The organism is Paenibacillus kobensis NBRC 15729 (assembly GCF_004000825.1).
In the GTDB taxonomy this organism is placed as follows: domain Bacteria; phylum Bacillota; class Bacilli; order Paenibacillales; family Paenibacillaceae; genus Paenibacillus_T; species Paenibacillus_T kobensis.
Genome location: NZ_BILZ01000031.1, coordinates 23,332 through 39,753 on the forward strand (window position 1 = coordinate 23,332; position 16,422 = coordinate 39,753).

Here is a 16,422-nt window from a genome sequence, read left to right on the forward strand (position 1 = left end):
TTCTCACACTTTATATCCTTTGAATCTTCTGTTATGCGTTGTGTAACTTTTGTTTCATGCCCACATTCACATTTAAACGTACACCCAATAAGATTGATGCTCATACTTTGTACCTCCCTCCCTACCACATGGATAATAATGGTATAGAGGTAATTATAGGATACATTTTGTATCACATCAATATTACTAGGATGAAATAACGCAAAAAAGCCCTCTCGGACTTCCTGCAGAACTTACTTTGTATCAGCGGCACTCGACAACCGGCTGAGTATGTTGGTGCGATACCGGGCGGTTGGGGGCGGTGTGGCCACTTTACCGAGCCGCCCGCGTATCTCACACTATCATCGTAACACGGAATAATTTCAAAATTGTGCAATCATTGTTCAATTTGAGTGTTGACTTTGTCATACAGTTGATGTATGATAAAGTCAACAACAAGGAACGGCGCACTCCGATAAGCCGCAGACAGCGGATGAGGACGAAAGGATGATTGAACATGAAAGTATACTACGAGGATATCTTGGTTGGCGAAGTTGTTACGAATCAATCGATGACGGTTGACGCAGCGCTTAAACTGATCGGTTTTGACGAAGAAACATTCTTGAGTGAACAAGGTTTCGACGCTATCGATTACAACGACTTTAACCTCGATTACTCGGGAAACTAATTCCCCCACTTGCCGGGCTTGCCGAGGCGGCCGAAATTCTCGGATGGGATAAGCGCAAAGTGAGCACCTATATGTCACGTGGCGCTTTCCCTGAACCATCGCAACGACTAGCGAGTGGGCCGATCTGGACAAAGAAACAGATTGAAGATTATCGCAAGTCAAGAGGTGACAACTGACATGCCTCGACTTGATATCATCGGACATAAATACGGCAGACTAACCGTTATTGCTGAAATTGAGAAGACAGGTAAAGAACGTCGGTTCTTGTGCTGTTGTGATTGTGGAAACGAAATACCAGCGCTCATGGGGAGCTTACGCAGCGGCAATACGCAATCCTGTGGATGTTTTAAATCCGATCGATCATCCGAAACTAAAACAATTGACCTGACAGGCAAGGTGTTCGGTACTCTGGAGGTCATTGGCCGTTCGGAAAAGAAGCATGACGCTCTCATCCTCTGGGCATGTAAATGCAATTGTGGATGCGAACGAACTTTTGATATCCTTGGTCAGGTTTTGAGGCTTGGATTGAAAAATTCCTGCACAAGGAAAAAGCCCACTAGGAAAAAAGCTAAGTTGACGGACCAAGCCAAATTTATGAACAAAAAGGAATACCAGAGACAATATTATTTGTCGGTCACTAAAGCTAAAAGAAAAGCAATGAAAGAAGGGCGCTCGTAATTGAGCGTCCCTTTTGTTTTACGATATGCGCTGCCGCATTGTTCCTTTCTTCCGATCCACTCGGTAGGCCATCCCCTTTGTCTTTTGAGCAATTTGGCGAATACGGCTGTACGAGTACCCAAGCACGTCAGCAATTTCGTATAGTTTCATTCCTCGCAAGTCCCGCATGACGACCACCTTCTGCTCTAATCCCTCGAACCGCTCTATCGTTTGCTCCATCTGCTGTTTGCACTCAGTCAGCTGACCGATAGCGTCGCGCACGTCGTTAAGCTTTACTAGTACGTCGTCATAGTTGATTAGCGCTTTGTCCAGCGATATATGACAATGGTGCATATCAGACGGCATCTCCCCCGAGTATACCGTCCTGCGAGCCAACTCCGCTTGTGCGAGAAGGCTACGCTCCCTCGTTTGCAGGATCGTCAGTTCAACGCATGTGTCGTGGTAACTTGTTCTCCAATCCATGGTTATCCCCCTTAACCTCTTGTTGGTGGCGGTGGTATTCGTTGATTTGTTCGAGTTTCTTGCTTTGTCGCTTGAACTCCTCACGGTACCACCGCTCAATGTAATAGTTTGATTCGTATTTACGCCGCTGTGTCGACTTGTCCGAAGACGGCTGTTTCGAGAATGGCAATTCTTTCCGCGAGTTGTTCGAGCGTGGGCGTTGCCTCTACAGTTGGAGGCGCTTCGGCAGCAGGAAGTTGATCGTTTTGAGCGTCGGCCGGAGTATCAGCTTCGATACGAAACGATTCGCCGCTTTCGCTTCCTCCCACTGGTGGAGGGGTAATGCCGCTGCTAAGTGGTGTTTGTCCATCTGCTCCTAAGATAACTTTGCCTCGGAAGTTATTGCCACTCAATGCAAGATCCGCCGCCGACTTAACCGATTTTTCTCTCGCTGCTGCAAGTACGTCCTCGAACGATTTGCTAGCCGGTGTAACATCGATAGCTACTTTCGGTGCCGGCGCGTTGGCGAGGTCAATCCGCAACTGGTCAATATGCTGCTGTTTAGAGTTAAGCTGCTCGTTCAGGTTGGCGATCTCCGCGTCTTTAGCAGCTATCTTCCCGTTCATTTCTTCTTGAAGTGCTTCGTGTTCGACCTTCAACGATTCTAGCTGTGCTTCAAACTCAATATTGTCGTCTTCGAGTTTGTAATTTGCATCTTTCAGCGCCCGGATTTGCGTTGCGAGTTCCTGCTTTTCAACCGTGTGCTTGTCCACTAACTGGGTTTGAATGTCCACGGCGAATGCATGCAGGATTTGATTCAACATTTGCCGCTTGTCGTTGTATACAGTTAGACTCAACTCTGCTTGATATACATCTTCCGGGAACAGTACGCCGAAGATATCATCTTGTTGGATTTGTTGCATGAGTACGTCGCTGATTTCGGTCTTTGTCTGTTCTGATTGAATTGTCTCGAGTTGCTGCCGCAACTGATTCGCCTCCGTGATCTTCTCGTTGTACTTTGTATCGTTACCTTGACGCCGGTATTGGGCTGCTTCAGCCTCTAATTGGTCGATCTGTGCTTGCAATTCATTCACCGTTCAACACTCCTCATATTCGGAATATTCGAAACATTCTGTATATAACAATTATAGCATTTTTTCATCATTTTTCCTATCTTTTCGACGTTAAATTACCGTTGTAATAACACAATTATGATGATCCCGAGTACAACATAGAGCATTATCACATTGACTAATCCGTCAAACATGCTCCCTCCCTCGTCCACCCTGCACACCTCCCCTTTGAGGCTCTACAATCCGTTTTACGACGTCGTACACGCTAGGCGCTGTATTGGTATGGTCCAGCATCGTAATGAGCACTACGGCGTCTCCTGTGCGGTCTACAGCTATCATTGATCTGCCCATTGGCAGCACGTCGGCTATTCGGTCCATGTAGCTTACTTTTTCCATCGTCTCGCCACGATCAGCATCATAAGCGCAACCGCTGCTGCCTTACTCTTCGTCATGGCTTTCACCTACCTCTCGTATTTCGATTGTGATTCCGGCTTTTTTCTTCTTCTCGCCCTCTGCGATCCGCAGCTCGCGCACCACTTGGAAGTTATCGTCCGGCAGTATGCCGCTCTTAACCAGTCCGTCTTGTATTGACTTGGCGCTGTATGCGTATCCGTCCGGGTCCCGACGGCGGCGGTCCGTGAAGTGGAACCGGTATGTCATGATGACCGGCGGGTTAATCGGTTGCAGTTTCTGAACCTTTGACTCGATCTGTACCATCTGCTCCCACCATGCTTTTGACTTCGCCTGTTCAAAGTGATGCATGCGACGTACCTCGTTCAGTGTTGGCGGTATTCCGACGATCTGTAGGCTCTGTATACTCATGCCCACCCACCCGCCTTCGTCCGTTTCCTCGGTATACCGGTGCCCGGTCGATTGCGTAGCGGCTGTGTTGGGGCTCCATGCTTCTCCTTGTAAGCTGTTAACTCTTCTGGCGACAGGTAGTAGACCTTGAGCGATGCGTCCGACCGCTCTCGTTCTGCTCGGTCCATGATCGGTCTACCCGTTTGTATAATCCCCGTCTCGGTTAACGGGGCTCCTTCTTTTACGATGCGTTTACCCATGTCCTTCACCCTTTCCCGTCTAATGATCTTGCAAGCTGCATCAACTCTTCGAACCTTTCGGGGGTAACCGGTTCGCCAACCTCATTTTTCTCCACAATCCCAACATGAGGTTTTGAACGGAACGGTTTGACGTTATTCGGCGGCTGTCCGGGCGTTACTACCGGATGGATGTGTTCTTTCTTCGTCTTCCCGTCTTTGATCATGCCTTTGAGCGTATTGATCGCGTAGTTGATTCTCTTTCCTTGGCCTTTCTTGATAGCGGCCTCGATTACTTCGAGGTCAACCATGCCGATGTATGAGAACAGTTCGTCGAGGTGGAATAATGTGCAGTCTTGAAGTTGGCATTCTCGGACAAGTTTGTGAATATGATCTTTGTGAGGATTAGAATCAGGCGATGGAATAGGAGGGGGGGAGCCACTCCCTTCTGTTCCCTTCTCTTCTTCTTCTCTTCCTTTTCCCTTCTCTTCTCTTCCCTTATATTGGGCGTGATCTGTGTATGATGGTTCCAGTGCTTGTCCGTGAGTGTTCAGTGAATGTTCAGTGAATGGCGCTGGAAGCTTAGATGGCTGCGGTCTGTTGATGGTCTGATGCTTCTTGAACTTGTCAATGAAGATGTATTTTTGTCGGTCAACCTCGTATCGAGTGATTAAATCACGATCGGATAATTGCTGAAGCCACTCGTCTACGTCATTGACGATTATGTCGTGGTCGTACGGGAAAATCAATGAGCGTAGAAGCGCTGGATGACCATTTAAGCGCCCTTCATCATCCGCCTGCGATATAAGCCCCATGAAGAAGAGCCTTGCTCTTGCACATAGCGTTCCAAGTTTCTCGTCTACCCAAAAGCTTGGATCGATCATTCGTTTACGTGCCACCCTTTATCCCTCCCCTCACCCTAAAATACCTACTTTACTTACTGAGATAGTAGCCAATTAAAATTCCTATTGTGATTACCCATAGCACGAATATGGGATGATCTCTTAAACGTTTCACCTTTATTCTCTCCTCTACCCCTACTCTATAAGGGGCTAAAGTCCTATACGGCCTCCGCGTTGCTAAGTATTTCGGTCGGATCGAAGGCCTGTCGGCCCGTTATGCCGGCATTTTCTCCGTACGCAGCCGATTGCTAAATTCGTGTAAGAACACTCTGTAGATGTGACCATTATGTCTAATAAACCAACCGTCTTTTACGTCTGCTGTTTCCGGGTTCAGGTCCTTCGTATTGATAGACATCTCTTCCCACGTTTGACCGTTATCCTTGCTGATGTCTACCGTCACCAACACGACAGATGAAACCGTCTCCTTTTGTTCGTCGTATAGTTCAATCTCTTCGACTTCAATTCTAAATGACAGGTAATATTTCTTGTTGCATTTCTTGCATGTATATAGTCGATCTTCGTCCGCTACGCCTGCCCAGTTCAGCTGCTTGCATGATGGGCAATCCCAACAAAAGTCCGCATATAACATCGCTGTTCCTCCTTGTGTTTTCCTCCGATTCGACCGAATTACCCAACGGAGTGGGGGCCGATTAAGGCTGTTTTGATTTGTAGTATCTTACATACCACCAAGAGACATCTAAGTAGGTTATGATACGGCGGATCATGGGGATACCTCCTAACCCCATATCAGCCAGCCGATAAATATGCCGACAGAAGTAAATGTGAATCCCAATATGCATAAGAATCGTGTAAACGCTATAAGTCCTGCACTTCCGAACAAGTCCATCTGCTTTCCTCCTAACCACGCTTTCGGTTATTCCGCTTTGATAGCCGAAGTTTCTTAGCATAGGCATGGACCATTTTCTTCAACCCTTTATGGCTAGGTCCGACATTGCCATGAAACGGAGCCTTTTTCATGACTGACCACCTTCATATTCGCGCAGCCCTTCATACTCGTTCTCAACTGCTCGCTCTAATTCGTCCGGTTCATATACACTCATTCCGCCATCTTCATCGATGATTACCTCAACCACAACTTCATCATCAATACATTCAAATTGAGCTTTTGTAAAACTGTCGTATATAATCGCTTGTCCTAAGTCATCTGTATAAGCATCTGCTGAATCTTTTCCTTCACGCAGAAATTCTTTTGTTTCTTGTCTTTGAATCGCATATTTCATGCTGATACCACTCCTATTGAACAAAGTCGTATTCATCGCATTCAACTTCCATACTGTCCAGGCTACTTAAATCGGTATCATATGGTTTCGTCAGCTTGATGCCGCTTTGTTTGTCGAGCTTCCGAACCATGTCATCAATCGTGTCTGATCCACGTTGCGCACTATCTAACGCCTTATTTAGTGCTTTTTCGTCCATATCATCCGGTATTTCAACTTGCACATCACGTTCATATACAAGCGTCTCTTTGATTACCAACGTAACTGATTTCATTTGCACCCCTCCTATGGTCTATCCTCGGACTCTAAATCTTTAATGAATTCGCGTGCGTCGAAGTTGCTGTAATAACCTATATACGCCGCCTGTAACCGCATCTGACGCTGCTTATACTCGGTGATGAGACGGGCTACGGTAGAGGGGGATTCGGTGACTTGATAAGAGTCCTCTACAGTAAATGCAATCGCTTGATCCGTACCTAGAATCGATATGATATGGTCTGGCGACAGGTATATGGGGTCTCCGCCGTTACGTTTGGTTAGCTTTATCATTTATCCTCTCTCCTCTTCCGTTTTGCCCGATAAGGGCTTACTGAACCTGCGTATATAGTCCAACACGACCATTCGTGCACTTTCGGCATTTTGCCATAACGTTAGTTCGTCCTTTATTGTCTGCACTACCTTTTCTAACTCCGCTACCCTCTGTTCTGCTGCTACTGCCCTATCTAACCAGTATGGAAACCCTTCACGAGAGGCGGATAAGAATTCTGGCGAAAGCCACCTTGCCGCCGCTATAATCTCCCTGTCCTTATCTGCGTCCCTCATTGGTCTGCCTCCAATGCTTGGAGAGCGGCCAGACACACGGCGTGCGGGGCTGTAGAAGACACATCACGGAAATTAGTGCCTTTATAGTCAAATTGACAGTCCCAATCCTCGTAGAAGCCAATGTTGACCTCTGCACCGCGGCGTATCATCTCCTCTACTACTAGACGCATAGCGTTCCAGTCGGTGGAGTAACCGAGAATCGGAACGAATGGATCTCCCGGTGTCTTCCACATGATCGATAAATTTTCATGAACTTCGTATCCGAATAGTTTCGTTGCAATCAGTCTGTTCAATACCGGTCCCGGCTGCATTTGCTCACTCATGGTCTATCTTCCTCCTTTAATGATCGATCTTGTTCGGCCTCCACTTCGTTAAGCGGTTTCGGTCGACTCGATGGCCTTCGGCCTAATATCTATTTCTACCGCTTGCTCACACGTCCAATATTTCGATACATAATCACCTGTAAGTGCTTCATCCAAGATTTCTTGAATGCGCCGGACGCAGTCGTTCTCCTTAATACAATCAAACGCGCGATCACTCCAGTCTTCGTACATGTGGTCATATTCAGACTCGATATAGCGCTCTATCATGTACTCTGCACTTGGTTTCCAGCGATGTTCTTTCAGGATGTAGTAAGTCCGGTATTCATGATGCGGTTCACCGAATTCCAAAATCTCCCTTTTCATCTCTGCTACCGTGCACTGAGTACCGGAGTCTTCTTGTCCAATCAACACGTCATCCGAAAGTTCCGATAATTTAACCATCGTATTAGCTCCTTTTGTTTTGATTTTGCGCGTCAGCGCCATCGTCGCGACCGAATAGGCTTAGTGAAACGGTAGCCGTATAGGGTGGTTATTTTATCTTAGAGAGGATAGTACGGGCTTTATTGCCTTTATCGTTTAAAATGCTTGCCCCGTGGTTGTGTCCACTCTCATAATTCCAGTCGTCCCCGTACCACTCCAACACCTCAATCAATTCGGCTTGGGTACGTTGGAGGGATTCAATTTCTGACTCAAGTTCACGATTGGTGTTACGAAGGGATAACGCTTCACATTGATAGTTGTCTCTATCATTTCGAAGTGCGCGTACGTTTTGTCTCCAAGAATCGGTTATTCCATCTGCTTTTGATTTCCATTCGTCCCGTTCCCGCTGTACGGATTCGAGTTCAAACGATCGATCAATCAACTGTTTCCATTGCGGTTGGATGTCCATCGGTATCCAGTGATACATGTGTCGTAATGCCTGTTCTTTATCCATTGTCTCTCTCCTCCATTGCACTGATATAGGCTTTGTAAATAAGTTCAGGGAGACTTGATGCCCTCACATTATGTGTCATTCCGTCAAATCTACCTTCGTACGTTATCGATCCGGTTTCATGGCTAATTGCTGTAATCTCGTACACTAGCACTAGGTCTTGTTTAGATGCTGCTTCCATCACCAGTCCAGCACCTTCCCATGTTGTGCTGTATTGCGGTATGTCCATATAAGTCATCTTGTCGTATCTGACGGCTACAAATTTGTTTTCGCTATGCCACTCCCACCCCGTCAGATCGTTACCCATATACTCATGTATCTTCCAATCGTGTTCACGCATGCTGCTCACCTACCAGTTCAGGGTTCTCGTAGATGGTGCCGATGACTTCATTCGTGGTATGTTCTTCAAAGAGGAATGACCCTGACTCTTTTTCAAACACTTCCTCCAAACAGAACGCAGCGTCGAAGTAAATCACAACGCCTATGAAATCCAGATAACCGCCGGGCATATCAATGTATTCTCGCTTTACAATGTCCCCTTCGTATATCTCCTTACCGTTCTTATCCTTTAGGCCTGTGTATTGCATGATCTCGAAGTCAGAAGTACGCAGCTTATGAAACCCTTTTCCGTCCATTTCGATGTATACGCCTAGCACTTTCGTGTCGAAATTGATGCTCTCCAACTTGTCCGGCTCAATCATTGTATTGCTTGGCTTATGGAACGCTCTGAACTTGTACTCTCTCATCCCTGCTCACCGTCCATCGGTAGATTGATTTCTGCGTAGTGAGTAACGCCGTCAACATACAAACCTTTGTTGTCGAACCATCTGTATACTCGATCCTTGCTTATCTGATGAATTGCGAATTTAACTGATTTTCCGTCGTAAACAAGTTTTGGAACGTGGCTTTCTGGCTGCGTTTCTCGAGTGTTGCCGTATTCTTTCCACTCGATCATCCCTGCTCACCGTCCTTACCCTCGTAATGCTCGCAATTTTGTACCTCTTCCGGTTTGACGCCCCATAAATCTGTATCATCCTTCATGCACCAGAACTCTCCGTATGGTGAAGTGTAGTCTCTCGGATATGTCCATAAGTGGCGGCATGAGTTACATTTCATTGTTACTCACCGTCCTTACCGTCTTTTATGCGCTGTGCCCAAGCTGCTACTGACAAGCATGACGGGTAATCGGACCCCATTTCCTTTAACTTTGTCCGTTGCACCTCATACGCCCTGTTGTGACGTTCTATTTCGGCTTGCTGCTGGCGTATCAATTCATCTTTTTCCAGCAGTTGCGGCAATTCCTCGTCACTCGGCAGACCATCGCTTTCTGCATGGCAGTTAGGGCAGATAAATGCAGCTTCTCCCTGACGTGTCGCATATGATATTGGAAGTAAAGGAGCGTCGAAGTGTTTACTCGTTTCTTCATCCCACAAACTATTCGGAATTGTTAATCCGCAGTGCGGACATTTCGTTTGATCCAATCTCTTAGCGTCCATCGTTATCCTCCTCATAGGGTAAGTAGAGTCCTATATATTCAATTGCAACGTCACTTTCTGGGTCTGGCGGGTCCGAACAGTGTCCGCAATAGGACGGGGTGTAAATCTCCTCAATCGCTTCTAGCCTGCATTTTGGACAGCGGGTTAGATGATAAACTCTTGTCATCCTCTTTATCCCTCCTAGGGGAAGGGTTACTTCCCCGGAAATGAATTAAGCAGTCAGCAATTCCAACTCATCTTTTAGGTTGCTAATGCAATCTTTCATCGTGTAGCTGACGTAATAGCCTTGCTTGTAATAGTTCAAGTACGAGTGTATAATGTCGTCCACTTTGTACGTATACCTGCATTTCTCGATGTACTTTGCGATGTTTTCACGCGCTTGCTCCGTGTTCATTGTCCTGTTACCCTCCTAATTGGATCCTTACTGATACTTACATGAAGCGCATGTATTTCTGCTCCAACTATTCTTGCAAGAGGTACACGCTTTAAGTGGACAACGATCACAGTCTTTTTTTGCGGGATCAATGCACTTTGATGTAAAAAGATAATTGCAGTGAAAATGATCTGCGTTCACTGTGTTACCCTCCTAATTGGTTTAGATGACTAACTACAACCCTATACGGCCTCCGCCTGACGGCTAAGTATTGCGGTCGATTCGGAGGCCGTTCGGCCAGTTAGCCTGCTTTATTTTCATTCAGCCAGTCACAGTACTTCTGGCATTCTTCGATAGTCTTGAAGAACGTTTTATATTTATCTAAATCCGCATATGACATTTTGTCGTTGTATATTGACTCTCTGTAAGTCGATGAATCGTAACTGCCATAATCGTCGTTCCGATTAGAACTAGAACTAGGCTTCAATTTGTACCAAACTTTGACCTTATTTGCGTTATAGCTATCCATCGAGAATTCACAGGCGACATATTCCTCTGGCATATATACCGATTTTCCAGAAGCGCACTTGCAATGTTCGAACAACTCCTGTCCTGACGGAGAGAAAAATACTATCTTCCTTTTTTCGTTGCACTTATCACATTTAGGTGGTAATGGATAATCGGTTGTTGCTCGGTACATCACCACTTGCAGGTCTTTCATTAACTCCGACAGCCGCTCTTTTCTAACAATTCGCATTGCATCGTTCTTAATATTATTAAGTTCGTTAAGTTTGGTTTGATGTTCATGCCGCATCTTGTCTATATTCTTCCGAACTTCTTGCAATTCAGCGTTTTCAGTCCGTAATTGCTCCATTTCAGCTTTGAATTCGTCCCGAACGGAGTTGAGCAGAGCAGTTTTGAACTCATCCACCTGTTGCTCGAACTCATTTGGTGCGTAATAGAATTCCTCATTGTAATAACTCATATGGTTTTGGCTCCTTTGATTTTGGTTTTGCGGCGAATGCCGCCATCGTATCGACCGAATAGGCTTAGCGGAACGCGGCGGCCGCAAGGAAGGCTCTACCTTCTTTCGTTTGGTCCGCCCAATCGTGACACTCTTTGCATAAGTGCAATAGATCCTCTACCGTCGTCTTATCGAGTTTCCATCGTCTTACTTTATGGGCTGCATGTACGGCTCTAGCAGCCTTACAGCATTCGCATAACCCTTGTGAGCGTTCGTGTAGAGCCTTGCGGACAGCGGACGATATCGCGCCGCGCTGTCTCGCTGTAGGCTTATTACGTTTATACTGTGGCTTCTGTACGGACCTCAGGGGTTGGTTAGATAGGTCGGTGATGATCACCATGAGAAAGGAAGATCGTCTTCGGATATATTGATCGGCTGTCCGTCGCCTGCGAACGGATCGCGGTTATTGCTGTGGTTTGTGGAAGTGGAAGACTGCTCCTGTTGTTGCTCTTGCTTGTCGAGGAACCGTACGTTGTCTGCGATGACTTCTGTTATGAACACCTTTTTGCCCTCGTTGTTGGTGTAATTGCGGACCTGTATGCGGCCCTCTACGGCGGTTAAACGGCCTTTCTTAAGGTGGTTTGCACACGTCTCGGCAAGCTGCCGCCACACCACCACCGGAATAAAGTCGGCTTCCTTCTCGCCGCCGTTTGTAAACGGTCGATCTACGGCTAGAGTGTACGTGCAGACCGCCACGCCTGCGGGCGTGTACTTCAAATCCGGGTCACGGGTCAACCTGCCAATCAGTATTGAACGGTTCAAAGTCATCTACACAACCTCCAACAGGTTCAGATAATGGACGATCTCGGCTTTCTTCGTCTGCCGGCAGTAGCGGCAGTTCTCGCAGCGGATCGGCTCCGCGAATCCTGTTTTTACGTCGATGACTCTAGGCAACTTCTCTCGTACATCTTCAAGCGCCGCATTGACCGTCTCGTCGTCAAAGCAAATGGCCGCTTTGTCTGGTACGTCTTCCTTGCTCACGGCCACTATGAAGGGCTCTAGGCGCTCAAAACGCCTATTGGCGATCCGTTCGAGCTCGGAGTATACCGCCATTTGGGTTGTGTAGCCGTACGCCTCCACAAAGGAGACGTAGCGGCCGTCGTGCCAATACTTTTCACGGATGGACTTTACAGTCTTTAGGTCTACGATCCGCCCGTTATCGGGCGCCAGGACGTCGATGCGGGCTTTCCATTCCACGCCGTACAGCGTAGCAGTGATGATCGTTTCATGCTCGCCGGTCAGCATGGTCATGCATAGCGAGTCTTTAGCGATGGTCTGGATCATCTCGTCGGCTTGCTTAAATGGGGCTTTCAATTCCTTCTTCTGGGTGTATATCTCCGGGTGCTCGGATCTAAATTGTTCGATCGTTCCGTCGAATGCAGAGTGTACGTAGGACCCGACTAGGAAAGCTTCCGGTGTCGGTTCCTTCCATCCGTTGAGTTTGGCGAGCGCTGCTGCTTCGCATTTCAGAAATCCCTTATACTGCGACACGCTCATGTAATGGCGATCTGCCTCGTTGGAGTAGTAATTTTCAGCGGTTAGATTCATGCTGGCTCCTTATCTCCTTTGAGCCGGGCAAGAAAATCGTTCGCCTGCTCTTCGGTCAACTGATTTAGATTTGCTCCTTCATACAACTTCTGAATCTGCAGGTTGAGCGCTTGTTGTTTGAAACCTCTCGTAACCCAAGTCGTTTGAATCTCCGACGTCAGTTTCAGCAGCCGCTTTTTATCTGCCGTCTCCTGCTGCCGATCCTGCTTTTGCTGGAATGCGTCCGGATCATCCTTATCCGTGGCAATGTTGAATTGCTTAAGCAGAAAGTATTTCTCGGCGTAGGTGAGCGCCTTGCCTACTCCCTTTTCGCCTGCTGTATCAATGCCTTGCGCATACCACGGAACTTCGATGGTTTCCTCTGGCTTTTCGGCGTTAACCCATGTCATTGTCATGGTGAGCTCGGTAAAGTATGTTGTCGCCTTTTTGCCCTCTGCAGGCGTTTCAGCGGTTACTTTGGCGTCTGTGACGCGCGGAATGAGCAACAAGCCCAATTCATCGATCTTATTGCGTACAGCCGCCAGCACTTGGCTGGAACCGGTATAGTTGTACTGATGCCCTTGTGACTCTTTCTTGAGGTATGGGACCACTTTCCGGACTTCTATTAACTTCTGATAGATGTTCATCTATTTGCCTCCTATCGTTTTTGTGGTACGATAACCATGAGAGTTTTCTTTAGGGCCCCTTTGCAGAGGGGCTTTATTTGTTGTTTTCCACGTAGTCGTAGTATTCGTCGCGAGCGGTCTCTCGCGGAATGTTCCGGTATCCGTCATCCATGAAGTCAACAAATGCTTTAAGTTGTTCCCCTTGCAAACCAGCTGCTTTACCCGCCAGAATCGCATAACCCTTCGCGTCGGACTCCCAAATGCTTTCAATCGTGAACAGGTTGTTGCTCATACTTAGCTCACCCTTTCGAATTGTTTTTGACTGAGAAGGAGAAACTTAGCGATCTGCTGACCGTTCGGCCGGCCCTGCATTTTCTTTGCTAACCAACGGAAATCCTCCGGTTCCACATTCGAAGCAACCGATTTCCCCACACTCTCGACACGCCTCATGGTACGTACATGCCTCCCCGCATCTATCGCATATGGTTTCGTTGTCCTCCCCCAATGAGAGAGGACGTTGACAGCAGTTACTAACCAAGTTCAAGCGGCTGTACCCCTTTCGATTTCTTCGATATGCTCCGCGACAAGCTGCTCTTGCCCCTCTTGTGCGGCTATTTCAGCTTCAAATTCCGCCAGATCAACGACTTCCTTGTATCCATCCGCCCTGTAGTAGTTGGCGTACGTCAGTGCCGTCGTACCTTCTGGGTAAGAGTGGCGAGTTTCCCGGAATATCGATCCGTCTTCCCGGTTAATCGAACGTTCAATGCGATGGTCCAAGCACAGGATTCGCAGATAGATCGTGTTGATCCAGTCACCTTCGTACTTCGCAAATGTCATAGTTTTCCGCTCCTTATAATTGGATTTTTGACCGTGACGACGCGCCGCCAAGTGCTATGGGGATACTCGTCGGTACATTAGAGCATCCTCACAAGCACCGGGACGTCACAGTTGATTGCTTCCATCATGCAGGAGTGACAGTGTTCTTTCTGCTGTTCGTAGACGAGGTATTGTGCTGGCTTACCGCAACCGCAAGAGTTGATCAGACGAAGGGACGTTTTCTCCTCCACTTGGGGAAGTTTAAGTGCTTCCATTACTCGTCACCTACCAGTTTCAATTTAGGCCGGCTGGCTGCTTGCTGCTTAAGTACGAAAGCGTTGAAATCGGGTTTAAGGTTCCGGCTGGCGATAAAGGCGGCTGCCATATCGGAATCATATTCGTACGATCGGAGACGGCGGTTATCGGCGCGCAGCTCGCGCACTTCATTTCGAAGCTTCTGCAACTCCAACGCCTGTTGATCGCATTGAGTAAGCAATTCCGGCTTGCTGATCGCGTCTTGCGTCATGCGGATGCTCCTTTCGTTTTGGAATCAAGCCATTCGAAGAACTTATCCCGCGGTACACGACTGATGCTGTCGATCACGATTACCGGGAAATCCGTCTTCCGCATCATCTCGTATGCGGTGCTTTTCGCTACGCCCAAGATTTCAGCGACATGAGCGGCCTTGAGCAGAAGAGGATAGTCGGTTACTTGGGTTCGCATTTTACTTCCTCCCCTACGCCGCCACAGGGCGCCATGCGTTAATGTAACTCAATAAGCCATCCAGTTCGTTGCGTCTTACGTCCCGGTAACTCGCGACGGCCCAGCGGTCTTTTACCTCGCGGTGCAGTTGGCGGAACAGATTCGGCCGCGCCTTGCTGTCTGATTCCAATTCGTATATCCGTCGTGCGATTGATTTTTGGACGGTCCGCTGCTCGCCGCTGTCGAGTGTGATTTGTTCGTCGATCTTAGCTTCAAGCGATTGAATCTTTACTTCTACATCATCGATTCGATCTTCGTGGTCGATCATCGTCTTCATCATCACGACGCGCTGCTTACGCTCGTCGAGTATTTCGACGTTGTTGACCTGCCGCTGCTCCATTTCTGCGAACTTAGCGACGTAAGTAGCCGTGAAGAGAATACCTTTCTCACCGGTCATTTTGTTTGCTACCATGTCGCAACCTTGTTTGGTTAGAAGATAGCATTTGTATTTGCGGCCGGTTCCGGATGAGTAACTGTTCTCGATAAAGAATTTGTCAGCCCCCAAATTTGGGGTTTGATCAATTACAGATTTGTACGTATCAATGTCCCGGACCAGGTGATCGTGTCGTTTCCCAATCATTTCAGCCACTTCCCGACTATCCACCAAGAACTTGCCGTTTACATTAACAATGTTCATTTCCTTCGCCCCTCTACATGTAGTGTATAAACAAGAAATTTAAGGTAATTTATCTCTAGTTGTTGTAAAATAAGTTTGAAACACTTATGCTGACTTGTGTACTTTTGTCAACGTTTGAGTAAAAATTTTTTCATACGTTACGCCGAAGTATTCAAGCATCAAACCGACGGCCTTAGGACCGGGATTTCTTTTACCGCGCATAAGGAGGCTCATCATTGAGTCAGAAATGCCAATTTCGCGGGCCAATTCGTTTGTTGAATTAATACCGCGTCTACGCATTTCACCTTCGACATATTCTTTGTTCATAACGATCGTTGCCGTCAACATCTTATCACCTCGTTTCTTAGTGTGTACTTTTGTCAATGACTTCTGTACTCCAAATATAACCACCTCGTGTACATTTGTCAACAGTTATTTTTGGGCGGTGTTTATTTATGTACATGACATTTGTAAACTATAGTGTGTGTGCTTAATAGGGAGGAGGTGTTGGGAATGAACTTTGGGGAGTATATACGAGAAACACGGGAAAAAAGAGGTATGACCGTTAATCAACTTGCGATTTATTCAGGGGTTAGTTCTGGCCTGATTTCGAAACTTGAGAATGGGAAAAGAGGAACGCCAAAACCAGATACAATCGAGAAGATAGCAAAAGGCTTAAAGGTCGATTATAACGATCTTATGCGTATTGCGGGGTATGTACCGGAGGCCGACAACCAAGAAATGGTTTACCCAAGTTCAGATGTCTTGCCTCCTGACCAAACGAACTTTGTTCTTAGAGAACTTGTTAAAAAGTACGACATCGACTTATCTGAACCTGAGAAGGCCGAAAAGCTAGAACAAATCATTCAATTGGTCTTCCAAAAGAAGAATCAATAAGATTTAGCACTGTGTTAACTATCTCTGTTTTTTCGATCCCGTTAAACTCTTCAATCTGTCGCAGCAAATCATCTAATTTCTCATCGATATCCAATAGTCCCAGCTCCTGAAGAGTTTTTATGAAACAATTTTAGCATGCTGATCATAAAATAGGAACATAGGTTCGTATTATT

Annotated in this window: 31 protein-coding genes; 3 read left to right on the forward strand and 28 right to left on the reverse strand. The window is 47.0% G+C overall.

What is annotated here, in order from left to right:
* Window positions 1–496 precede the first annotated feature (496 nt).
* Together PKO01S_RS28855 and PKO01S_RS17570 are read left to right on the forward strand one after the other, a co-directional pair.
* Window positions 497–667, forward strand: coding sequence for a hypothetical protein (locus tag PKO01S_RS28855; protein ID WP_164779653.1), 171 nt, complete (start codon window positions 497–499; stop codon window positions 665–667).
* 177 nt (window positions 668–844) lie between these two features.
* Window positions 845–1,345, forward strand: coding sequence for a hypothetical protein (locus tag PKO01S_RS17570; RefSeq protein ID WP_127532746.1), 501 nt, complete (start codon window positions 845–847; stop codon window positions 1,343–1,345).
* An 18-nt stretch (window positions 1,346–1,363) separates the two neighbouring features.
* Here the strand turns inward: PKO01S_RS17570 and PKO01S_RS17575 are convergent, their stop codons facing one another.
* The 28 genes from PKO01S_RS17575 to PKO01S_RS17720 form a co-directional block, all read right to left on the reverse strand.
* Window positions 1,364–1,807, reverse strand: a complete 444-nt coding sequence (locus PKO01S_RS17575; RefSeq protein ID WP_127532747.1) for a sigma factor-like helix-turn-helix DNA-binding protein — start codon at window positions 1,805–1,807, stop codon at window positions 1,364–1,366.
* Window positions 1,808–1,926: 119 nt separating this feature from the next.
* Window positions 1,927–2,880, reverse strand: coding sequence for a coiled-coil domain-containing protein (locus PKO01S_RS17580; protein ID WP_127532748.1), 954 nt, complete (start codon window positions 2,878–2,880; stop codon window positions 1,927–1,929).
* 165 nt (window positions 2,881–3,045) lie between these two features.
* A complete protein-coding gene (locus PKO01S_RS17585) occupies window positions 3,046–3,255 on the reverse strand; it encodes a hypothetical protein (protein WP_127532749.1) in 210 nt (69 codons plus the stop codon).
* A 42-nt stretch (window positions 3,256–3,297) separates the two neighbouring features.
* Entirely contained in the window at window positions 3,298–3,681 is a 384-nt protein-coding gene (locus tag PKO01S_RS17590) for a RusA family crossover junction endodeoxyribonuclease (RefSeq protein WP_127532750.1), read from the reverse strand.
* A gap of 244 nt (window positions 3,682–3,925) precedes the next feature.
* Window positions 3,926–4,795, reverse strand: a complete 870-nt coding sequence (locus PKO01S_RS17600; protein WP_127532752.1) for a hypothetical protein — start codon at window positions 4,793–4,795, stop codon at window positions 3,926–3,928.
* 217 nt (window positions 4,796–5,012) lie between these two features.
* Window positions 5,013–5,387 carry a hypothetical protein gene (locus PKO01S_RS17605; RefSeq protein ID WP_127532753.1) on the reverse strand — a complete coding sequence of 125 codons (375 nt, stop codon included), beginning with the start codon at window positions 5,385–5,387 and terminating at the stop codon, window positions 5,013–5,015.
* A 385-nt stretch (window positions 5,388–5,772) separates the two neighbouring features.
* A complete protein-coding gene (locus PKO01S_RS17610; RefSeq protein WP_127532754.1) occupies window positions 5,773–6,039 on the reverse strand; it encodes a hypothetical protein in 267 nt (88 codons plus the stop codon).
* Between the two features lie 13 nt (window positions 6,040–6,052).
* A complete protein-coding gene (locus PKO01S_RS17615; protein WP_127532755.1) occupies window positions 6,053–6,310 on the reverse strand; it encodes a hypothetical protein in 258 nt (85 codons plus the stop codon).
* Window positions 6,311–6,321: 11 nt separating this feature from the next.
* Window positions 6,322–6,585, reverse strand: coding sequence for a flagellar FlbD family protein (locus tag PKO01S_RS17620; RefSeq protein ID WP_127532756.1), 264 nt, complete (start codon window positions 6,583–6,585; stop codon window positions 6,322–6,324).
* Window positions 6,586–6,858, reverse strand: a complete 273-nt coding sequence (locus tag PKO01S_RS17625; protein WP_127532757.1) for a hypothetical protein — start codon at window positions 6,856–6,858, stop codon at window positions 6,586–6,588.
* Window positions 6,855–7,181: a BC1872 family protein gene (locus PKO01S_RS17630; RefSeq protein WP_127532758.1), complete on the reverse strand. Its 327-nt coding sequence runs from the start codon at window positions 7,179–7,181 to the stop codon at window positions 6,855–6,857. Before PKO01S_RS17630 ends, PKO01S_RS17625 begins: the two co-directional genes overlap by 4 nt.
* Before the next feature lie 48 nt (window positions 7,182–7,229).
* Window positions 7,230–7,622, reverse strand: coding sequence for a hypothetical protein (locus tag PKO01S_RS17635; RefSeq protein WP_127532759.1), 393 nt, complete (start codon window positions 7,620–7,622; stop codon window positions 7,230–7,232).
* An 88-nt stretch (window positions 7,623–7,710) separates the two neighbouring features.
* A complete protein-coding gene (locus PKO01S_RS17640; protein WP_127532760.1) occupies window positions 7,711–8,115 on the reverse strand; it encodes a hypothetical protein in 405 nt (134 codons plus the stop codon).
* Window positions 8,108–8,452, reverse strand: a complete 345-nt coding sequence (locus tag PKO01S_RS17645; protein ID WP_127532761.1) for a hypothetical protein — start codon at window positions 8,450–8,452, stop codon at window positions 8,108–8,110. The genes PKO01S_RS17640 and PKO01S_RS17645 overlap by 8 nt, the downstream gene beginning before the upstream one ends.
* Entirely contained in the window at window positions 8,445–8,858 is a 414-nt protein-coding gene (locus PKO01S_RS17650) for a YopX family protein (RefSeq protein WP_127532762.1), read from the reverse strand. Before PKO01S_RS17650 ends, PKO01S_RS17645 begins: the two co-directional genes overlap by 8 nt.
* Complete coding sequence (locus tag PKO01S_RS17655; RefSeq protein WP_127532763.1) at window positions 8,855–9,067, reverse strand: hypothetical protein; 213 nt, start codon at window positions 9,065–9,067, stop codon at window positions 8,855–8,857. Before PKO01S_RS17655 ends, PKO01S_RS17650 begins: the two co-directional genes overlap by 4 nt.
* Window positions 9,068–9,230: 163 nt before the next feature.
* The gene (locus PKO01S_RS17660) at window positions 9,231–9,608 is read right to left on the reverse strand and encodes a hypothetical protein (RefSeq protein ID WP_127532764.1); all 378 of its coding nucleotides are present in this window, start codon (window positions 9,606–9,608) and stop codon (window positions 9,231–9,233) included.
* Window positions 9,609–9,819: 211 nt separating this feature from the next.
* Window positions 9,820–10,002: a hypothetical protein gene (locus PKO01S_RS17665; RefSeq protein ID WP_127532765.1), complete on the reverse strand. Its 183-nt coding sequence runs from the start codon at window positions 10,000–10,002 to the stop codon at window positions 9,820–9,822.
* A gap of 280 nt (window positions 10,003–10,282) precedes the next feature.
* Window positions 10,283–10,966, reverse strand: coding sequence for a hypothetical protein (locus PKO01S_RS17670; RefSeq protein ID WP_127532766.1), 684 nt, complete (start codon window positions 10,964–10,966; stop codon window positions 10,283–10,285).
* A 372-nt stretch (window positions 10,967–11,338) separates the two neighbouring features.
* Window positions 11,339–11,773, reverse strand: a complete 435-nt coding sequence (gene ssb, locus PKO01S_RS17680; RefSeq protein WP_127532768.1) for a single-stranded DNA-binding protein — start codon at window positions 11,771–11,773, stop codon at window positions 11,339–11,341.
* Complete coding sequence (locus PKO01S_RS17685; RefSeq protein WP_127532769.1) at window positions 11,774–12,553, reverse strand: PD-(D/E)XK nuclease-like domain-containing protein; 780 nt, start codon at window positions 12,551–12,553, stop codon at window positions 11,774–11,776. It lies immediately after the preceding gene.
* The gene (locus PKO01S_RS17690) at window positions 12,550–13,179 is read right to left on the reverse strand and encodes an ERF family protein (RefSeq protein ID WP_127532770.1); all 630 of its coding nucleotides are present in this window, start codon (window positions 13,177–13,179) and stop codon (window positions 12,550–12,552) included. The genes PKO01S_RS17685 and PKO01S_RS17690 overlap by 4 nt, the downstream gene beginning before the upstream one ends.
* Window positions 13,180–13,252: 73 nt before the next feature.
* The gene (locus tag PKO01S_RS17695) at window positions 13,253–13,450 is read right to left on the reverse strand and encodes a hypothetical protein (RefSeq protein ID WP_127532771.1); all 198 of its coding nucleotides are present in this window, start codon (window positions 13,448–13,450) and stop codon (window positions 13,253–13,255) included.
* Between the two features lie 248 nt (window positions 13,451–13,698).
* Window positions 13,699–13,995, reverse strand: coding sequence for a hypothetical protein (locus tag PKO01S_RS17700; RefSeq protein ID WP_127532772.1), 297 nt, complete (start codon window positions 13,993–13,995; stop codon window positions 13,699–13,701).
* 253 nt (window positions 13,996–14,248) lie between these two features.
* Window positions 14,249–14,500: a hypothetical protein gene (locus tag PKO01S_RS17705; RefSeq protein WP_127532773.1), complete on the reverse strand. Its 252-nt coding sequence runs from the start codon at window positions 14,498–14,500 to the stop codon at window positions 14,249–14,251.
* Window positions 14,497–14,697 (reverse strand): helix-turn-helix domain-containing protein, encoded by a 201-nt coding sequence (locus PKO01S_RS17710; protein WP_127532774.1) that lies wholly within the window; start codon window positions 14,695–14,697, stop codon window positions 14,497–14,499. The genes PKO01S_RS17705 and PKO01S_RS17710 overlap by 4 nt, the downstream gene beginning before the upstream one ends.
* A 13-nt stretch (window positions 14,698–14,710) precedes the next feature.
* A complete protein-coding gene (locus PKO01S_RS17715; protein ID WP_127532775.1) occupies window positions 14,711–15,373 on the reverse strand; it encodes a Rha family transcriptional regulator in 663 nt (220 codons plus the stop codon).
* An 84-nt stretch (window positions 15,374–15,457) separates the two neighbouring features.
* On the reverse strand, window positions 15,458–15,700 hold the full coding sequence (locus PKO01S_RS17720) for a helix-turn-helix domain-containing protein (protein WP_127532776.1): 243 nt from the start codon (window positions 15,698–15,700) through the stop codon (window positions 15,458–15,460).
* 165 nt (window positions 15,701–15,865) lie between these two features.
* Here PKO01S_RS17720 and PKO01S_RS29620 point away from each other — a divergent pair, with 165 nt between their 5' ends.
* Window positions 15,866–16,249: a helix-turn-helix domain-containing protein gene (locus PKO01S_RS29620; RefSeq protein ID WP_127532777.1), complete on the forward strand. Its 384-nt coding sequence runs from the start codon at window positions 15,866–15,868 to the stop codon at window positions 16,247–16,249.
* Window positions 16,250–16,422: the final 173 nt, after the last annotated feature.